The sequence below is a fragment of the Amycolatopsis japonica genome (genome assembly GCF_000732925.1).
GTDB classification, from domain to species: domain Bacteria; phylum Actinomycetota; class Actinomycetes; order Mycobacteriales; family Pseudonocardiaceae; genus Amycolatopsis; species Amycolatopsis japonica.
The window spans coordinates 3,721,931-3,740,233 of the sequence record NZ_CP008953.1; the positions used below are offsets into that span (position 1 = coordinate 3,721,931).

An 18,303-nucleotide genomic window follows, 5' to 3' on the forward strand; every position below is an offset into this window, starting at 1 on the left:
GCGTGGGCATCGAGATCGAAGCCGACGTTTCCGATGTGATCGGACCGGTACCGCGACGGCTGTTCGGCACCTTCGTCGAGCACATGGGCAGGTCCGTGCACACCGGGATCTTCGAACCCGGTCACTCCACTTCGGACGGTCGGGGTTTCCGCGGCGACGTCCTCGGGCTGATCCGTGAGCTGGGTCCGTCCGTCGTCCGCTATCCCGGCGGGAACTTCGTTTCCGCGTACCGCTGGGAGGACGGCGTCGGGCCGGTGGACAGCCGGCCTGTGCGGCTGGATCCGGCGTGGCACAGCATCGAGTCGAACCGCTTCGGGCTGCACGAGTTCGCGGCGTGGGCGGAAGCCGCCGAGGTCGAGGTGATGTACGCGGTCAACCTCGGCACCCGCGGGATCCAGGAGGCCGCCGACGTCCTCGAGTACTGCAACCACCCCGGCGGCACGGAACTGAGCGAGCGGCGGCGCGCGAACGGCGCCGACCGTCCGTTCGGCTTCCGCCTGTGGTGCCTCGGCAACGAGATGGACGGACCGTGGCAGGTCGGGCACAAGACCGCCGACGAGTACGGCCGTCTGGCCGCCGAGACAGCGCGGCTCATGCGGATGGTCGACCCCGGCGTCGAGCTCGTGGCCGCGGGGAGCTCGAACCGCGAGATGCCGACCTTCGGCGAATGGGAGAGGACCGTGCTGGAGCACACCGCGGGGCTCGTGGATCACCTCTCGCTGCACGCCTACTACCAAGAACACGAGGGAGACGTCGCCAGTTACCTCGCCAGCGCCGCCGCCCTGGACGACTACATCAGGACCACCGGCGGGATCATCGACGACGTCCTGGCGAAGGCCGGGCTGGACAAGAAGATCGGCATCAGCGTCGACGAGTGGAACGTCTGGGATCAGCGACGCTGGAACGACGTCGAGCAGCGGGAACTGATCGACGGCGGCTGGCGTGAACATCCGCGGATCATCGAAGACGACTACACCGTCACAGACGCGGTCGTCGTCGGCTCGCTTCTCGGCTCTCTGCTGCGCAACGTCGACCGCGTCACGATGGCCAACCAGGCGCAGCTCGTGAACGTCATCGCACCGATCCGCACCGAACCCGGTGGCCGGGCGTGGCGGCAGTCGACGTTCCACCCGTTCAGCCTCACCTCGGCGCTGGCGGCGGGGAACAGCCTCCGGCTCACCGTTACGGGTGACACCGTCCACACAGGACTTCACGGCCGCGTGGACGTCGTCGACGCGGCGGCGACCTTCGACGAAGACGGCCGCTGTGCCGTGTTCCTGACCAATCGTGCGACCGAGTCCGCGACCGGCGTGCGGCTGCGTATCCGCGGCGCGCGACTCGCGCTCGCGGACACCTGGACGGTCGCGGTCCCGGACGGGCACGACCGTCATCGCACGAATTCCGCCGACGCGGAGCCGGTCCGGCCCGTCCCGTTGCCCGGCGCGACCGCCGCGCACGATCCGGAAGGAACCATCATCACCGTCACGCTGCCACCCCTCTCCTGGACCGCGCTCCGGCTGACCGCGGAGGTGGTCCGGGATGCCTGAGTTCGTCATCGGGGACACCGACTTCCTGCTCGACGGGAAACCGTTCCAGATCATTTCCGGGGCACTGCACTACTTCCGGGTGCATCCGGACCTCTGGGCCGATCGCATCGACAAGGCCCGACGGATGGGGCTCAACACCATCGAGACCTACGTCGCCTGGAACGCGCACTCGCCGGAACCGGGCGAGTTCGATGTCTCCGGTGGTCTCGATCTCGACCGGTTCCTCCGGCTGATCGCCGAGGCCGGGATGTACGCGATCGTCCGTCCCGGTCCGTACATCTGCGCGGAATGGGACAACGGCGGCCTGCCGACCTGGCTGCTGCGGGATCCCGAACTCCGCGTCCGTGAGTTCGAACCGCGCTACCTCGCCGCCGTCCGCGGTTATCTGGACGACGTGTACCGAGTGGTGGCGCCGCATCAGATCGACCGGGGCGGACCGGTGCTGCTCGTGCAGGTGGAGAACGAGTACGGCGCCTTCGGTTCCGACAAGCGGTATCTGGCCGCATTGACCCACTACACCCGAGCCGCCGGGATCACCGTCCCGCTGACCACGGTGGACCAGCCGACCCACGAGATGCTGGCGAACGGTGGTCTCGACGGGGTGCTCCACCGGACGGCGTCGTTCGGTTCGCAGAGCACGGCGCGGCTGAAGACCCTGCGCGAACATCAGCCGACGGGGCCGCTGATGTGCAGCGAGTTCTGGAACGGCTGGTTCGACCATTGGGGCGCGCACCACCACACCACCTCCGTCGAAGGCTCGGCGGCGGATCTCGACGCGCTGCTCGCGGCCGGTGCCTCGGTCAACCTCTACATGTTCCACGGCGGCACCAACTTCGGGCTCACCAACGGGGCCAACGACAAGGGCGTCTACCAACCACTGGTCACCTCTTACGACTACGACGCCCCGCTGGACGAAGCGGGCGACCCGACGCCGAAGTACCACGCCTTCCGAGAGGTGATCGCGCGGTATCACAAGGTTCCCGACAGTGTCCCGCCCGAAGCGCGGCCGGCCCCGACACCGGTCGCGGTCCTGGGAGATCCCGCGTGGCTGCTCGACTCGCCACGCCGCTGGGGGACCGCGCAGGAGCACGAGAACCTGCCCACCTTCGACGAACTGACCCCGGCCCCGCGCCTGGCGTTCCTGCGGACGACGGTCGACGTCGGGGCGCCTGGTGTGCTCACCTTCGGCGAGGTGCGGGATCGGGCGACGGTGTTCTTCGACGGGGACCGCCTCGGCACCCTGCTCCGCGAACATCGCGATCGCGCGATCCGGTTGCCGCGGGCCCGCGGCGAGCTCTTGGTGCTGGTAGAAGACCTGGGAAGGGTGAACTACGGGGAGCGGATCGGCGAGGCCAAGGGGATCATCGGCGGCGCGCGTGTGCACGGTGAACCCCTGACGGGCTGGGAGGTCGTCCCCGTCGACGTGCCCGCGCTGCCGGATCTCCTGCCGGAGGTCTCCGCGGCCGAGCGCCCGTCGGGGCCGCTCTCCGGCCCGGTGGCCGTGCGGGGCGGCTTCGATCTCGACGAGCCCGCCGACCTCTTCCTGGACACCGGACACTGGGGCAAGGGGTTGGTCTGGATCAACGGGTTCCTGCTCGGCCGTTACTGGCGGCGCGGTCCACAAAGGACGCTGTACGTGCCGCGGCCGGCGGTCCGTGCGGGGCGCAACGATGTCGTCGTGCTGGAGCTGGACACGATGCTCGAACCCGAGGCGAGGTTCGTGCCCCGGCCGCTGCTGGGGCATACGGAGGCTTGAGCCTCGCGAGGGACCGCCCGCGACGCATGCGCGGTGTGGCCGGGTCGTGTGGGATCGTGAGCGGATGAGGATCTTGCTCGTGGAGGACGAGCGACGCCTGGCCGAGTCGCTCCGGGCGGGATTGAGCGCCGAGGGCTACGCCGTGGACGTCGCGCACAACGGCCGCGACGCGCTCTGGTACGCCGCCGAACATCCGTACGCCGCGATGATCCTCGACATCATGCTGCCGGGGCTGAACGGGTACCGCGTGTGCCGGAGGTTGCGCGAACGGGGCGACACCACCCCGATCCTCATGCTGACCGCGAAGGACGGCGAGGACGACGAGATCGAGGCGCTCGACACCGGCGCCGACGACTTCCTCCCGAAGCCGTTCTCCTACGGCGTGCTGCTCTCCCGGCTGCGGGCGCTGATCCGGCGCGGGGGAGCGACCCGGCCGGGCACACTGCGGCTCGGCGACCTCGAACTGGACCAGGCGAGCCACACCTGCCGTCGCGGCGGCGCCGAGATCCCGTTGACCACCAAGGAATTCGCCCTGCTGGCGTATCTGATGAAACGGCAGGGCGAGGTGGTCACCAAGGCTGAGCTGTTGGAGAACCTCTGGGATTTCGCGGCGTCGGCGACCGCGAACCTGGTGGAGGTCCACGTGAGCGCGTTGCGGCGGAAGATCGACCTGCCGTTCGGCGCGGAGACCATCCGGACGGTGCGCGGTGCCGGCTACCACGTGGTCGGCTCCGGTGCCTAAGGCGTGGCGGTCGACCCGCTTCCGGGTCGCGCTGACCGCTTTCCTGGCGTCGATCATCGCCCTGTCGGTCGTTTCGGCGTGGCTGGTGCTCGATGCCCAGAACCGGCTGGGCAGCGGCGCCGCGCAGGTGGCGAGGGAGCGCGCGGCCGCCGTCGTCCAGGTACTCAACACCGGCGCCGCCCCGGCCGACCTGCGGCTCCTCGTGCGGGCTTCGATCTACGAGGTGACCACCCAGACCGGTGAGCGGGTCGCGTCCTGCCCCGGCCTGCGGTTCGGGACGATCGTCCCGAACGGAGACTTCGAGTACGGCGACAGTGTCCAGAACCTCAAGCCCGGCGCCGTCGATCTCGCCGACAGGGAATCCGTCGGCTGCGCGCGTGAGCTCGGGGACGATCCGGAGCGGAACGGACTCCGGCTGCACGTGGCGGCCACCGTGAGCGGCGACAGCAAGTACCGGGTCTACGGTGCCTCCATCATCGACGAGTCCGGACAGGCGGCGCTCGATTCGGTGCGCGTGACGCTGCTGGCGGGGGTGCCGGTGATCGCCCTGTTGATCGGGGCGATCGCGTGGTTCGCGGTCCGGCGGTCGCTGCGTCCCGTCGAGGCGATCCGCTCGGAGGTCGCGGAGATCGGCGCGCACGACCTCTCCCGCCGGGTCCCGGCGCCGGACAGCGCCGACGAGATCGCGAAGCTCGCCGAAACGATGAACACGATGCTCGCGCGCCTGGAAACCGCGGTCAGCAGGCAGAGCCGGTTCACCTCGGACGCGTCGCACGAACTGCGTACTCCGCTGGCGTCCCTGCGGACTCAGCTGGAGGTGCTGCTCGCCCATCAGGACCGGCTGGACTGGCGCGACGCCTGCCGTAACGCGCTCCTCGACATCACGCGGCTGCAGGACCTCGTCGGAGACCTCGTCCTGCTCGGCAAGCTGGACAACGCCGAGCCGGACCGGTCCGCCCCGGTGCGACTGTCCGAAGTGGTCGAATCCTGCCTGTCCGGGCGGCAGGGAGTCCGCGCCGTGATCGAGGAGGATCCGACGGTCCTCGGCGACCGCGGCAGGCTGGAGCGGCTGCTGCGGAATCTGGTGGACAACGCGCAACGCCATGCCAGGACCGGGGTCGAGGTACGCACGTCCATTGTGGACGAATTCGCCGTGGTGACGGTGACCGACGACGGACCCGGCATTCCCGCCGCCGACCGCGAGCGGGTTTTCGACCGGTTCGTGCGGCTGGACGACGGACGTGCGCGTGACGAAGGCGGCGCGGGTCTCGGGCTGGCGATCGTGGCCGAGATCGCCCACACGCACGGCGGCACCGTCGAGGTCGCCGAGTACGACGGCGGCGCCCGTCTCGTCGTCCGCCTGCCGGTGGCGGAAACGCGAAGCTGAAGACGTCTTCAGCTTCCTTAAGCTTCGGTTCAGCGTCCGGGCCCGAATCTTCGGGCCATGTTCGCTCCTTCGCTCCGTTCGTGGTGGCGGCCCCTCGGCCACGCCGACTACCTGGCCTCGTCGTGGTTCCCCGGCCTCACGGGCGTGCGCGCGCTCGCCGCCGTGGCCGTCGTGTTCTTCCACTACGGAGGTCCCGTCGTGGACCGCCTCCAGGGCTGGATCGCCGTGCAGTTGTTCTTCGTGCTGTCCGGTTTCCTCATCACGACACTGGCCCTGCGCGAGGAGGACCGTGACGGCCGGATCTCGCTGCGCGGGTTCTACCTGCGCCGGATCTTCCGGATCATGCCGGTGTACTTCCTGCTCCTGGCGCTGACCACGGTCGCGGTGACGATCGCCGGGACGTACCAGAGCAGCAGGCTCGCCGACGCCATGCCGTACTACCTCGTCTTCGGCAACGAACTCGTCGACTTCAACACGCCGTATCCGACCTCGTGGTCGCTGGGAGTGGAGGAGAAGTTCTACCTGGTGTGGCCGGCGCTGCTGGTGCTGACGTCGTTCGCGAGAAGCGGGAAGACCGCGTTGCGTCTGCTGCTGGGCGCGTCGGCCGTTCTCGGGGTGGTGCTGTTCGCGCTGCCGCTGGCACCGTCGCACACCTGGGCGAGCCTTTCGGTGCACTACTGCTCGCTGGTCGTCGGCTGTCTCTTGGCGATGACGCTCCACCATCCGCGCGGGTTCGCCCTGGTCCGGCCCTTGACCAGCCCGGCCGTCGCCACGGTGATCGGCTGCGGGTTCGTCGTGCTGCAGTTCTCCGTCGGTCCGCTGGCGAAGGCGCTCGGCGGGCATTGGCAGTTCGTCGTCCCGGTCTACGCTGCGGGCTCGGCGCTGCTGCTCGTCGCCGTCGTCTCGCCGGGCCCCGTGCGGGCCCTGCTCTCGAGCAGGCCGTTGACGTTCGTCGGAGATCGTTCGTACGCGCTCTACCTCGCCCAGACCGGCGCCGCCGGGGTCACGGGGTGGTTGCTGCCCAGCGGACTCGCCAAGGCCGCCGCGACCACCGGTGTCGCGCTGGTGTTCGCCTGCGCGCTGCGCCGCTGGGTCGAACAGCCCGCCATCGCCTACGGCCGGAAGGTGCTCGAACGACGTGCGCCCGCCGAACCTCCGGTGGAGGCCACGGCGGGCGCACGGTGAAGCGGTGGATCAGTGGTGAGCGGCGGCCGGGGTGCCGCCGGCGCTCTTCTTGACGAACAGCGAACCGGCGAACGCGGCCAGCCCGATGCAACCGGCGACCATGAACGTGGTGCGGATACCCGCCGAGTCGGGGCTGGTCGCCCCGGCCGTGGTCGTGCTCGCCGTGGCCACCGCGATGAACATGGCGGTGCCGAGCGCGCCGGCGAGCTGCTGCAGGGTGGCGAGGATCGCGCTGCCGTGTGAATAGAGGTGCTCGGGCAGCGACCCGAGAGACTCGGTCATCAGCGGGGTCATCATCAGGCCGAGCCCGCCCATCAGGAGGACGTGGATGGCGATGGCCGCGATCAGCGGTGATTCCGGGCCGAGCAGCGCGAACAGCCACAGCGAGACCGCCATCGCGGCTGCGCCGGGGATGACCAGGGGCCGGGGGCCGAGGCGGTCGTACAACGCGCCGACCGGGCGGCCGAGCAACCCGAGGACCAGACCGCCGGGGAGCACCGCGAGCCCGCTGACGAACGTGCTGGTGCGCAGGACGGTCTGCAGGTACAGCGGAAGCAGGATCGCCGCGGCGCCGAGCAGGCACATGAACAGCAGCGCCGTCAGCACCAGCGAGACGACGAAACTGCGGTGGGTGAACGGGCGCAGGTCCAGCAGCGCGCGATCTTCCTTCTGCAGGCGCAGCTGGCGCCAGGTGAACACCGCGAGCGCCGCGGCCCCGACGACGATCGGCACCCACGGCGGCACCGGCTGGTGCCCGCCCGCGGACTCGCCGGACACGGACAGGCCGTACAGCACGCCACCGAAACCGACGGCGGACAGGATCACCGACAGCACGTCCAGCGGAACCTTGCGGGTGTCGCTCCCGAGCCGCAGCTGCAGCATGCCGACCACCAGTGCGGCGAGCGCGAGCGGCAGCACGATCCAGAACATCCAGCGCCAGCCGAGCGAGGAGAGCACGGCACCGCCGATGGTCGGGCCGATCGCCGGGGCGACCGCGATGACGATGGTGATCGTGCCCATCGTGGCGCCGCGTTTCTCCACCGGGACCAGGCGCATCACCGTGGTCATCAGCAGCGGCAGCATCACCGCGGTACCGCAGGCCTGGATGACCCGGCCGGTCAGCAGGAGCGCGAAGCCCGGGGCCAGCGCGCTGACCAGGGTGCCGGTGCTGAACAGGGTCAGCGAGGCGAGGAAGACCTGGCGCGGGGTGAACCGTTCGAGCAGGAACCCGGTGGTCGGGATGACGACCGCCATGGTCAGCAGGAAGCCGCTGGTCAGCCACTGGACGGTGGTGGTCGGGACCTTGAGGTCGACGGTCAGGTCACGCAGCGCGACGCTCAGGATGGTCTCGTTGAGGATCATCACGAACGCGGACAGGACCAGGACCCCGATCAGGAGCCCGGCTTTCGCCGGTGCCCGTTCCTGGTCGTGGGTGGTTTCGGGCAGGGTCTCGGTCATCAGTGAAGGGCTCCTGGAAGGGCGCGGGTCCGCGTGGGCCGCCTTCGACGACGGCAACGGTGACAGCGAAGGCGAGGGTGAATTCGTCCTTCAGTCTGCCTGTGCCGGTCCGTGCCTGTCACGTGAATTTCCGTAGTGAGTACGGTCACTGCCCGTTCGGGCGGCCTCGGACCGCACGTCGGCGGAACGGATTTTCCGTGGTGGCACGATAAAATCGGCCTGTGACCAGAGCGATCACGGCGGAACGATGGCATTCGGTGCGGCGAGCCTATCGGGTGACGGGTGCGCGATTCGCGGAAATGGTGGGGCGCGTCCGGGATCCGGCCGCGATGGTCACCGCGGAGTGGACGGTGGCCGAAACGGTCGCCCACGTCGCGATGATCGCGAAGATGTACACGGCGCTGGTGCGCCCGGACGGCGCCCCGGTGCTGGACGCCCGCGGTCAGAGCCAGGTCGAAAAGACCACTGTGGACACGGTTTCCGTTTTGAACGGCTTGGTGCTGCGGGAGTTTCCCGAACGCGACCTCGGCGTGCTGGTGACCGGATTGCTCGCGGACATCGAAGAAGTACTGCGCGTGACCGAGGACGCCGACCCGGCGACCTCGCTGGACTGGCTCGGGGATTCGAAGGTGCCGCTGGCCGGTGTGCTCGCCCATCTGGTCAACGAACTGCAGATCCACGGCTGGGACATCGCCAGGGTGCTGAAGCTGCCGTGGACGATTCCGCCGTCCGACGCGGCTTTGTTCTTCGATCTCTTCCTGGTCGGCGTGCTGAGCCATGACATCGGGCATCTCCTCGACACCGACGAGCCGCCGCGAGAACGACGGATCGCCGTGGCGTTCCGGTCGGCGTACACGTCGCCTGTCGTGCTGGTGCTGCATCGGGGACGGGTGAGCGTCGAGGAGCCCGGAGGCCCGGTCGACGCGCGGATCTCGTTCGATCCGCCGTCGCTGAACCTGATGCTGTTCCACCGGGTCGGCAAGGTGCGTTCCGCGCTGACGGGCAAGGTCGTCGTCGGTGGTCCGCGACCGTGGCTGCTGCCCGCTTTCCTGCGTGTCGTGCGGCTGCCCTGAGCGCACGGTTAGGCTTTCGCGGTGCCGAAGGATTCCATCGACCGCATGGTCGACGAGTGGGCCGCCAGCGACGGCGCGCTCGACGTCAGCGCCCTGCAGGTGGTCGGCCGGTTGTTCCGGACCGCCGGGCACGGCCAGGCGGCCGTCGTCGAGGCACTTCGGCCGTTCGGTCTCAGCTATGCCGACTTCGACGTCCTGAACACCCTCCGGCGCCGCGACGATCCCGGCGGGACGCATCCGCGGGATCTGGCGGAGACCGCGCTGATCACCTCCGGCGCGATGACCGCGCGGCTCGACCGGCTGGAGCGGAGTGGCCTGGTGAAGCGCCACTCCGATCCCGAGGATCGCCGCGCGGTCCGGATCCGGCTCACCAAGGCCGGGGCCGACCTCGCGGCGAAGGCACTGGACGCCGTCCTCGTCGCCGACGAAGACATCCTGTCGCCGCTCAGCCCGGCGCAACGGCGGACGCTGGCCACGCTGCTGAAGAAGCTCCTCCTGCACGCCGAAGCGGGCTAGACGTTTTCCGCCTCGAACTCCGCCTTGTACGCGGCCGCGCGCTCGATCGAGTCGACCGGCCAGGCCACGAGGCTCACCGGCACCCGGTCGCCGACGGCCGCCGCGACGTCGCGGGCGATGGTCAGTGAGGTGCCACCGCAGATCTCGATCGCCTCGGTCCCGGCGTCGGCCAGCTCGAGGGCGATCCGGACCGCGGTGGGGGAGTCCGGCACCGAGACCACTGTCGTCCTGCCGCCGCCCGCGTGCTCGCGGACCAGGCGGTGTTTCGCCGGATCGGCGCTCGGATGCCCGACGAAGACGGTGGCGGAATCGCGGATCGGCCGCGGAGCCGGTGCCCCGTACCCCGCGACGCCGACCGCGGCCCGGCCGCCGACGGCCTCGATGACCTGAGCGGCCGAAGCGAGGTCGAAACCGCGGTACAGCTCCATGAGCCGGGCGCCGTCGGTCACCGCCTCGGCCGCGACCTTCGCGGCGGCGGCGCCGTCCGGAACCCAGACGAGCAGGGCCTCCGCATCACCGAGGTCTTGTGTCACCCGGTCGGTTCCGGGGTCGGAACCCGGCTCGAGAAAGAGGAACAGATCGATGTTCTCGCTCATGACACCCACCCAGTTAGCTTGGTATTGAACTACTTGATACCAAGGTTAACCGGGCGGGATCGCCGTGTATTCCGGAAAGCTCAGGCGGGAGCGTCGAACCGGCGCCGCGAGTTCTCGATGTGGCCGAGGAACCGGTGGGTCCAGTCGCACATCCCGTCGACCGTCGCGCGCAGACCGTGGCCCGCCTCGGTGAGGGTGTAGTCGACGCGCGGCGGCACCGTCGGATGCACGGTTCGCTCAAGGAGGCCGTTGCGCTCCAGCATGCGCAGGTTCTGGGTCAGCATCTTGTGGCTGATGCCCTCGATGTCGTCGCGTAACTCGGTGAACCGCCGCGTGCGGTCGCCGACCGTTTCGATGATCAGGAGCGCCCACTTGTTGGCGACGTCGGAGAAGATCTCGCGCGCCAGTGAGTCCGCCCGCAGGAGATCGGCGTCGTCCGAACCGTTGAGCTGCTTGGTCACCATGAGGTTCCCCAGTCACGAAAAAGTGCGTTCTTCCAGGTCGTCGCACACTCTCCTACAGTTCCTGGGTAACCACAAGTGACCTACGAGGGAGTACGGATGAGCATCACCCTGGTGAATCCCGCGGGACTGCCGGAGATCCCCGCCTACCGGCAGGTGTCGATCGCGACCGGGTCGAAGCTGGTCTTCATCGCGGGGCAGGTCTCCTGGGACGCCGACGGGGCCCTTGTCGGCGAAGGGGACCTCGCCGCCCAGGTCGAGCAGTGCTACCTGAACATCGGCACCGCGCTCGCCGGGGCCGGCGCCACCTTCGACGACGTCGCGAAGATAACCGTCTACGTCGTCGACTGGACGCCGGACAAACTCGCGCTGTTCCTCGAAGGCGTGGACCGGGCCGCCGCGAAACTGGGCGGCACCCCGGTCCCGCCGGGAACGCTGATCGGTGTCGCGGCACTCGACGTGCCCGAGCACCTCGTCGAGGTCGAGGCGACCGCGGTCATCGACTGACGCTCACTGACCGCGCGCGGCGCGCCAGATGGGGCTGTCGACGTAGTGGTTGTCGTACTGCTTCGAGGACGCGGCGATCTCCGAGGGGTCCGCTTCGCCGCGCGCGACCCGGTCAAGGAGCCGGTAGTAGTCGAAGCGGGCCATGCCCGGCGTGAAGGTGACCAGGACGTCCGCGTCCGATCCGGCGGCGGGTCCGAACGCGTGCGGCACCCTGGGCGGCACGGCGAGGAAGTCGCCCTTTTCCAGGGTGTGCAAGGTTTCCTCGACGAGGACCTGGAGTTTCCCTTCGAGCACGAAGAAGAACTCGGTCGCGCGGGTGTGGAAGTGGGCCGGGGTGCCGAAGACGCCGTCCTTCAGGGTCGCGCGGTTCGCGGTGAAGCCCCCGTCGGTGGTGTCCGAGTCGGCCAGCAGCGTGATCTCGCTGCCCGGCGCGTCGCTGACGATCTCGGCGTCGGCGGCCCGGAGGAGGATGGGGTCGAACATGGTGGCGTCTCCTTGGTTCTTCGTGTTCAGCAGGCTCGCTGACAGAACCCAGCCTCTCCCGGGGGCGGAAGGTGATCAACGCGGAAACCCGCACTGATCGATAATGCGGAAGTTATCGATGCGGCGGACTGTCCGTGAAGGCCTCCTTGAGGGACTCTGGGTCCCTCAAGGAGGCCTTCACGGACTTGCGCGCCCCTAGGTCAGGCGGCGAAGACCTGCGAGTCGTCGGCGAAAGCCTTGAACTCCAGCGCGTTGCCCGCCGGGTCCAGCAGGAACATCGTCCACTGCTCCCCGGTCTGGCCCTCGAAGCGGACGTAGGGCTCGATGACGAACGAGGTGTCCGTGGCGCGCAGCCGGTCCGCGAGCTTCTTGAACTCCGGCACGGTCAGGATCAGCCCGAAGTGGGGGACGGGCACGTCATGACCGTCGACCGGGTTGTGGATCCGCTGCGGCCGTTCCGGGGCGAGGTGCGTGACGAACTGGTGGCCGTGGAGGTTCCAGTCGATCCACGTGTCGGAGCTGCGGCCCTGCTCGAGGCCGAGGACTTCGCCGTAGAAGGTGCGCGCGGCGGCCAGGTCGTCGACGGGCATGGCGAGGTGGAAGCGCGGGATGGGGGAGTCGAGGACGGTCATTTCGAGGGATCCTTTCCGGCGGGGCGAAGCACTTGTCGCAATGTTAACATTAGGACAAAGTGCGAGGTCGCTACGATCGGCCGTTCCGGCGGAAGGATGAGGATGAGCGAACCCGGCAGGGTGGTGCCGGCGCGTCGTCGCGGGCTGGCGGACGAGGTGGCCGACAGGGTCAGGGACGCCATCTTCGGCGGCGCCTATCCGCCCGGCGCGCAGCTGCGCGAGGTCGAGCTTTCGGCGGCGCTCGGCGTCAGCCGCGGTCCCGTGCGCGAGGCGTTGCTGAAACTGGAGCGCGAGGGCCTGGTCCGCAGTGAATGGCATCGCGGCGCGATCGTCACGACGCTGTCCGATGTGGACGTCGCGGAACTCGACAGCCTGCGTTCGGCGCTGGAACAGCTCGCCGTCCGGCTCGTGGTCGCGAACGCGCCGGAGGCGGATCTGGCCGCGATCGACGAGGTCGTCGACCGGATGGACCGGGCGCGTGACGAGCACGAGATGGTCCGCTGCGACATCGACTTCCACGACGCGGTCTATGCCGCGTCCGGGCATCGGCGGCTCGTCGAGGCGTGGCAGGCGATCCGCTCCCAGGTGTACCTGTTCCTGCTGACCCGGATCGGCGTGAGCTCCGACGGCTACCTCACGAGCATTCCGGCCGAGCATCGTCGGCTGGCGTCGGCGCTTCGTGCCCGTGATGGCGAGAAGGCGCTCGAACTTTTCGCCGTCCACCGCGGGGAAGCCTTCGACGTGCTGACCGGTAAGTGACCGTGCTCAATATCCGGTTCAACGACCTGGCCGCCGCCGCACTCGGCCCGGCGGATGCGTTACCGCTCGACCGGTTGGCGCCGGGGCTGCGGGAGATGATCGCCGACGGGGTCGAGCTTGCCGGTGAAGTGGTCACGCTCGGAGGCATCCCCGCTTGGGCGGGACGGCCGCCGGGAAGGCAGGCCGACCTGACCGGCTGGGAGTGCTTCGTCAGCAGCTTCCATCTCGAAGACCACCTGCCGATCGAAGCGGGAAGCCTGCCCGACGGCGAACCGGTGATCTCCGAAGCGGATCAGATCCTGATGTTGCGTCACGGCCTCGGGTTCGCGCTCGAGATCGCCAAGGCTGCGCCGGTCCCCGTCCGGTGCGTCGTCGGCGCCAACAGTACGAACGGGACGTTCCGGTTCCACCGTGCCCGGCCGGGGGAGTCCTGGCTTCACAACGATCTGGACGCCTATCGTATGGAGAAGGTGATCACCGTCGATCACGGTCCCGCGACCCTGGGCGGAACCCCCTGGTGACCGATACGGCGGCGAGGTGGACGAAATGGTGCCCTGGGTCTTGACGCCAAGGTGGGCCACGGCTTAACTCAAGCCCTGAAATAAGGCGTGTCCCGGGTCACAGGCTCCGGACGCGGCTTGGCCACTCACCCCGAGGACCATCGATGCGAATCGGAAAGATCGCTCCCGCGCTCGTCCTGGCGCTGGCGGCCGCCGCCACGACGGCGTGCGGCGGCGGCGACACGTCGTCCAGTGCTCCCAAAGAGCTCGTGTACTGGGCGTCCAACCAGGGCACCAGTCTCGACAACGACAAGGCCGTCCTGCAGCCCGAACTGGACAAGTTCGAGAAGGCCTCCGGGATCAAGGTCAAGCTCGAGGTCGTCCCGTGGACGGATCTGCTCAACCGGATCCTCGCGGCCACCACGTCCGGCAAGGGGCCGGACGTGCTCAACATCGGCAACACCTGGTCTGCCTCGTTGCAGGCGACCGGGGCGTTCCTGCCGTTCGACGACGCCGCGCTGGAGAAGGTCGGCGGGAAGTCGCGGTTCCTCGGCCCGTCGCTGGCGGCCACCGGGGCGAGCGGGCAGCCACCGGTCGGCGTACCGCTCTACGGCCAGGCGTACGGCCTGTACTACAACAAGAAACTCTTCGCCGAGGCCGGCATCACCAAGCCGCCGGCCACCTGGGAAGAGCTCGTCGAAGACGGCAAGAAGCTCACCAAACCCGACAAGGGCCAGTGGGGGCTGTCGCTGCAAGCCGGCCAGGTCACGGAGAACAGTCACCACGCGGCGATCCTCGGCGCTCAGCAGGGTGCGCAGTTCTTCACCGCCGAGGGCAAACCGCAGCTCGCGTCGGATCCGTCGGTCGCGGCCGTGCAGCAGTTCGTCGACCTGATGCAGAAGGACAAGATCGTCAACCCGGCCAACGCCGAGTACGCCGACACCGCCAAATCCCTCAAGGACCTGTCGGACGGCAAGGCCGCGATGTTCATGAACCAGGCTTCCGCGGGGTCGTTCAAGAACATCGGGATGGACATGGCGAACCTCGGTGTCGCGCCGATTCCGCTCCCCGCCACCGCGCCGCCGAACGGCCGGAAGGTGACCAGTTTCGTCGCGGGCATCAACATGTCGGTCTTCAAGAACACCAAGAACCCCGACGCCGCCCTGGATTTCGTCAAGTTCATGGTCTCGGCACCGGAGCAGGCGCTGCTCAACAAGACCTACGGTTCGCTGCCGACCGTCCAGGACGCCTACAGCGACGCGGCGTTCCAGACCGAAGACGTCAAGGTGTTCCAGAACGTGCTCGCGAATTCGGCCGAGCCGATGCCGCAGGTTCCGCAGGAATCGCAGTTCGAGACCCTGATCGGCACCGCGATGAAGGGGATGTTCGCCGACGTCGCGGCGGGCAAGCCGGTCGACGGGGCCAAGATCCGCGACCAGCTGAACCAGGCGGACCAGCAGATCTCGGCCGGTAGTTGATGCCGACCGCGCTCGACGACGCCCCGGCCGTGAAGGCGGCCGGGGCGCCCGGCCCCCAGGGTGTCCGGCGCAAGCGGCGCCGGGTCGCGCTGCCGTATCTGCTCCTGCTTCCCGCGATCCTGCTCGAACTGCTCGTCCACCTCATCCCGATGGTCGCCGGGCTCGTGATGAGCTTCTTCAAGCTCACCCAGTTCTCCATCCGGGACTTCTCGTCGGCCCCGGCGGCGGGGCTGGACAACTACAAGTTCGTCCTGGACTTCAACGCGGCGGCGGGGAAGTCGCTGCTCGGCTCGTTCTGGATCAGCATCCTCTACACCGTCCTTTCGGTCGGGTTCTGCTGGCTCTTCGGGACGTCGGCGGCCGTGCTGATGCAGAAGGACTTCCGCGGACGCGGTCTGCTCCGGACGCTGTTCCTGGTGCCGTACGCGCTGCCGATGTACGCCGCGGTGATCACCTGGTCGTTCATGTTCCAGAAGGACACCGGCCTGGTGAACGACCTGCTGGGCACCGATTCCTTCTGGCTCATCGGGGACAACAGCTTCTGGTCGCTGGTGGTCGTCTCGGTGTGGCGCAACTGGCCGTTCGCGTTCCTGATCGTGATGGCCGGGCTGCAGAACGTCCCCGGCGAGCTGTACGAGGCGGCCGCCATCGACGGCGCGAGCTGGTGGCGCCAGTTCCGGGCGATCACCCAGCCGATGCTGCGCCCGGTCAACCAGGTTCTGCTGCTGGTGCTGTTCCTGTGGACGTTCAACGATTTCAACACGCCTTATGTCCTTTTCGGAGCGTCCGCGCCGAAGGAGGCGTCGCTGATCTCGATCCACATCTACCAGAGCTCCTTCGTGACCTGGAACTTCGGCCTCGGCTCGGCGATGTCGGTGCTTCTGCTGCTGTTCCTGCTGATCGTCAGTACCGTCTACTTGGGACTGACCGCGCGCAGGAGGAACGCCGTTGTCTGAGCCTCGCTGGGTCCCGTGGGCCCGCCGATTCGTCCTCGGCTTCCTCGCCCTGTTCACCCTGATTCCGCTGTACGCGATGGTTTCTTCGTCGCTGAAGCCGCTCGGGGACGTGCAGGGCACCTGGGAATGGATCCCGACGACGCTGACCATCCAGCCGTTCTTCGACATCTGGGAGACCATCCCGCTCGCCGAGTACTTCGTGAACAGCCTGGTGATCTCCGGTTCGGCGGCGATCCTCTCGGTGGTGATCGCGATCTTCGCGGCGTACGCGCTGAGCCGGTTCCGCTTCCGTGGCAAGAACTTCTTCAAGATGACCGTGCTGTCCACGCAGATGTTCCCGGGCATCCTGTTCCTGCTGCCGCTGTTCCTGATCTTCGTCAACATCGGCAACACCACCGGCATCGTCCTGTACGGCTCCCGGCTCGGGCTGATCATCACGTATCTGACCTTTTCGCTGCCGTTCGCCATCTGGATGCTCGCCGGCTACATCGACTCGATCCCCAAGGAGCTCGACGAGGCCGCGATGGTCGACGGCACCGGGCAGTTCGGCGCGCTGATCCGCGTGGTCGTCCCGGCGGCCATGCCGGGCATCGTCGCGGTGGGGATCTACTCGTTCATGACGGCCTGGGGCGAGGTCCTGTTCGCGTCTGTGATGACCGACTCGGGCACGCGGACCCTCGCCGTCGGTCTCCAGGAGTACTCCACCCAGGTCCAGGTGTACTGGAACCAGGTCATGGCCGCGTCCCTGATCGTCTCCGTCCCGGTCGTCGCCGGATTCCTTCTGCTCCAGCGTTATCTCGTCGCCGGGCTCACCGCCGGTGCCGTGAAATGACCCGCCCGTCGCTCCGTACAGAGAGGTCCGTCTTGAAACTGCACCTGCCCGCCGATTTCCTGTGGGGTGCGGCCACCGCCGCGTACCAGGTGGAAGGCGCCGTCGACGCCGACGGCCGTCTCCCGTCCATCTGGGACGACTTCGTCCGGGTCCCGGGTGCCGTCCTGAACGGCGACACCGCCGACGTCGCGTGCGACCACTACCGGCGCTGGCCGGAGGATCTCGCCATCATGAAGCAACTGGGCCTCGACGCCTACCGCTTCTCCGTCGCTTGGCCGCGGGTGATCCCGACCGGTCGCGGCACGGTCAACGCGGCCGGTCTCGACTTCTACGACCGGCTGGTCGACGCGTTGCTCGAGGCCGGGATCCGGCCGTTCGCCACGTTGTTCCACTGGGATCTGCCCTCGGCGCTGACTGGCGGCTGGCCGGAGCGCGACACGGCCTACGCGTACGCCGATTACGCCGCCGTCGTCGCGGCTCGGCTGGGAGACCGGGTCGCGGACTGGAACACCGTCAACGAACCCCTGTGCTCGGCTTGGCTCGGCTATCTCGAAGGCCGGTTCGCCCCTGGCGTCAAAGACCTCAAACAGGCCGTCGACGCGTCGCACCATCTCCTGCTCGCGCACGGCCTCGGCGTGCAGGCGATCACAGCCAACGCCGCGCGCGCCGCCAACGTCGGCCTGGTCGTCAACCTCAGCGGGATCGAGCCCGCGTCGGACTCGGCCGCGGACGTCGAGGCGGCGAAGCGGATGGACGGGCATGTCAACCGCTGGTGGCTCGACCCGTCGAACGGCCGCGGCTACCCGGCGGACATGATCGAGGTCTACGGCGTCGAACCACCCGTGGTCGGGAACGACCTCGAGGTGATCTCGACGCCGGTCGGCTTCCACGGGCTGAACTACTACTTCCGGCAGATCGTCGAGGACGATCCGGGCGGTCCCGCGCCCCGTGCCCGGCAGGTGCCGGTCGAGGGCGCGGCGACCACGGCGATGGGCTGGGAGATCCACGGACAGGGGCTCGCGGACCTGATCCACCGGCTCGCCAACGAGTACGGCGCTCGCGCCATCTACGTCACCGAGAGCGGCGCGGCCTTTGACGACAAGGTCGGTGAGGACGGTTCGATCCACGACGCCGACCGCATCGCCTACCTGGAGGAACACCTGGGCGCGGTGGCCGGGGCCGCTGAAGCCGGGGCTCCGGTGAAGGGCTACTTCGCCTGGTCTCTGCTCGACAACTTCGAATGGGACAGCGGGCTGAGCAAACGGTTCGGGCTCGTGCGGGTCGACTACGACACTCAGGTCCGCACGGTCAAGGCGAGCGGTCACCGGTACGCGGAGATCATCGCGGAACACCGGAAACGCTGACGGGGTTTCGGTATGTCATGAAAGGGTCGTTCAGGACATGTTTCGTCCTGAACGACCCTTTCATGACACCC

The 18,303-nt window shown here is 68.5% G+C and carries 19 protein-coding genes; 14 read left to right on the forward strand and 5 right to left on the reverse strand.

The window, feature by feature from the left end:
- Positions 1 to 2 precede the first annotated feature (2 nt).
- The 5 genes from AJAP_RS17400 to AJAP_RS17420 all read left to right on the forward strand — a co-directional run bounded on the left by AJAP_RS17400 (position 3) and on the right by AJAP_RS17420 (position 6,617).
- Positions 3 to 1,547, forward strand: a complete 1,545-nt coding sequence (locus tag AJAP_RS17400) for an alpha-N-arabinofuranosidase (RefSeq protein WP_038512913.1) — start codon at positions 3 to 5, stop codon at positions 1,545 to 1,547.
- Positions 1,540 to 3,303 carry a glycoside hydrolase family 35 protein gene (locus tag AJAP_RS17405; protein ID WP_038512916.1) on the forward strand — a complete coding sequence of 588 codons (1,764 nt, stop codon included), beginning with the start codon at positions 1,540 to 1,542 and terminating at the stop codon, positions 3,301 to 3,303. The genes AJAP_RS17400 and AJAP_RS17405 overlap by 8 nt, the downstream gene beginning before the upstream one ends.
- 64 nt (positions 3,304 to 3,367) lie before the next feature.
- Positions 3,368 to 4,045, forward strand: coding sequence for a response regulator transcription factor (locus AJAP_RS17410; protein ID WP_038512919.1), 678 nt, complete (start codon positions 3,368 to 3,370; stop codon positions 4,043 to 4,045).
- Positions 4,038 to 5,432 (forward strand): ATP-binding protein, encoded by a 1,395-nt coding sequence (locus AJAP_RS17415; RefSeq protein ID WP_038512922.1) that lies wholly within the window; start codon positions 4,038 to 4,040, stop codon positions 5,430 to 5,432. Before AJAP_RS17410 ends, AJAP_RS17415 begins: the two co-directional genes overlap by 8 nt.
- Positions 5,433 to 5,489: 57 nt before the next feature.
- Entirely contained in the window at positions 5,490 to 6,617 is a 1,128-nt protein-coding gene (locus AJAP_RS17420) for an acyltransferase family protein (protein ID WP_038512925.1), read from the forward strand.
- 9 nt (positions 6,618 to 6,626) lie between these two features.
- Here AJAP_RS17420 and AJAP_RS17425 read toward each other — a convergent pair whose 3' ends face one another.
- Positions 6,627 to 8,075, reverse strand: a complete 1,449-nt coding sequence (locus AJAP_RS17425; protein WP_038512928.1) for a DHA2 family efflux MFS transporter permease subunit — start codon at positions 8,073 to 8,075, stop codon at positions 6,627 to 6,629.
- A gap of 299 nt (positions 8,076 to 8,374) precedes the next feature.
- Between AJAP_RS17425 and AJAP_RS17430 the strand changes: the two genes are divergently transcribed.
- Both AJAP_RS17430 and AJAP_RS17435 read left to right on the forward strand, forming a co-directional pair.
- A complete protein-coding gene (locus AJAP_RS17430) occupies positions 8,375 to 9,148 on the forward strand; it encodes a maleylpyruvate isomerase N-terminal domain-containing protein (RefSeq protein ID WP_084098213.1) in 774 nt (257 codons plus the stop codon).
- 21 nt (positions 9,149 to 9,169) lie between these two features.
- Positions 9,170 to 9,664, forward strand: coding sequence for a MarR family winged helix-turn-helix transcriptional regulator (locus tag AJAP_RS17435; protein ID WP_038512931.1), 495 nt, complete (start codon positions 9,170 to 9,172; stop codon positions 9,662 to 9,664).
- Here AJAP_RS17435 and AJAP_RS42500 read toward each other — a convergent pair.
- Entirely contained in the window at positions 9,661 to 10,260 is a 600-nt protein-coding gene (locus AJAP_RS42500; RefSeq protein WP_148311525.1) for a DUF6506 family protein, read from the reverse strand. The genes AJAP_RS17435 and AJAP_RS42500 overlap by 4 nt on opposite strands.
- An 80-nt stretch (positions 10,261 to 10,340) precedes the next feature.
- Positions 10,341 to 10,724 (reverse strand): winged helix-turn-helix transcriptional regulator, encoded by a 384-nt coding sequence (locus AJAP_RS17445; protein WP_016334585.1) that lies wholly within the window; start codon positions 10,722 to 10,724, stop codon positions 10,341 to 10,343.
- Positions 10,725 to 10,820: 96 nt separating this feature from the next.
- Between AJAP_RS17445 and AJAP_RS17450 the strand changes: the two genes are divergently transcribed.
- Positions 10,821 to 11,228, forward strand: a complete 408-nt coding sequence (locus AJAP_RS17450) for a RidA family protein (RefSeq protein ID WP_038512934.1) — start codon at positions 10,821 to 10,823, stop codon at positions 11,226 to 11,228.
- A 3-nt stretch (positions 11,229 to 11,231) separates the two neighbouring features.
- Here the strand turns inward: AJAP_RS17450 and AJAP_RS17455 are convergent, their stop codons facing one another.
- Positions 11,232 to 11,711, reverse strand: a complete 480-nt coding sequence (locus AJAP_RS17455; protein WP_037338568.1) for a cupin domain-containing protein — start codon at positions 11,709 to 11,711, stop codon at positions 11,232 to 11,234.
- Positions 11,712 to 11,911: 200 nt separating this feature from the next.
- On the reverse strand, positions 11,912 to 12,343 hold the full coding sequence (locus tag AJAP_RS17460; protein WP_038512937.1) for a VOC family protein: 432 nt from the start codon (positions 12,341 to 12,343) through the stop codon (positions 11,912 to 11,914).
- A gap of 102 nt (positions 12,344 to 12,445) precedes the next feature.
- Between AJAP_RS17460 and AJAP_RS17465 the strand changes: the two genes are divergently transcribed.
- The 6 genes from AJAP_RS17465 to AJAP_RS17490 all read left to right on the forward strand — a co-directional run bounded on the left by AJAP_RS17465 (position 12,446) and on the right by AJAP_RS17490 (position 18,232).
- Positions 12,446 to 13,102 carry a GntR family transcriptional regulator gene (locus AJAP_RS17465; RefSeq protein WP_038512940.1) on the forward strand — a complete coding sequence of 219 codons (657 nt, stop codon included), beginning with the start codon at positions 12,446 to 12,448 and terminating at the stop codon, positions 13,100 to 13,102.
- On the forward strand, positions 13,099 to 13,623 hold the full coding sequence (locus AJAP_RS17470; RefSeq protein ID WP_228694969.1) for a hypothetical protein: 525 nt from the start codon (positions 13,099 to 13,101) through the stop codon (positions 13,621 to 13,623). The genes AJAP_RS17465 and AJAP_RS17470 overlap by 4 nt, the downstream gene beginning before the upstream one ends.
- 143 nt (positions 13,624 to 13,766) lie before the next feature.
- Positions 13,767 to 15,080 carry an ABC transporter substrate-binding protein gene (locus AJAP_RS17475; protein ID WP_038512943.1) on the forward strand — a complete coding sequence of 438 codons (1,314 nt, stop codon included), beginning with the start codon at positions 13,767 to 13,769 and terminating at the stop codon, positions 15,078 to 15,080.
- A complete protein-coding gene (locus AJAP_RS17480; RefSeq protein ID WP_038512946.1) occupies positions 15,080 to 16,036 on the forward strand; it encodes a carbohydrate ABC transporter permease in 957 nt (318 codons plus the stop codon). The genes AJAP_RS17475 and AJAP_RS17480 overlap by 1 nt, the downstream gene beginning before the upstream one ends.
- Positions 16,029 to 16,868 carry a carbohydrate ABC transporter permease gene (locus AJAP_RS17485; RefSeq protein WP_038512949.1) on the forward strand — a complete coding sequence of 280 codons (840 nt, stop codon included), beginning with the start codon at positions 16,029 to 16,031 and terminating at the stop codon, positions 16,866 to 16,868. The genes AJAP_RS17480 and AJAP_RS17485 overlap by 8 nt, the downstream gene beginning before the upstream one ends.
- A 32-nt stretch (positions 16,869 to 16,900) precedes the next feature.
- Positions 16,901 to 18,232, forward strand: coding sequence for a GH1 family beta-glucosidase (locus AJAP_RS17490; protein WP_038512951.1), 1,332 nt, complete (start codon positions 16,901 to 16,903; stop codon positions 18,230 to 18,232).
- The last annotated feature ends 71 nt before the right edge of the window (positions 18,233 to 18,303 follow it).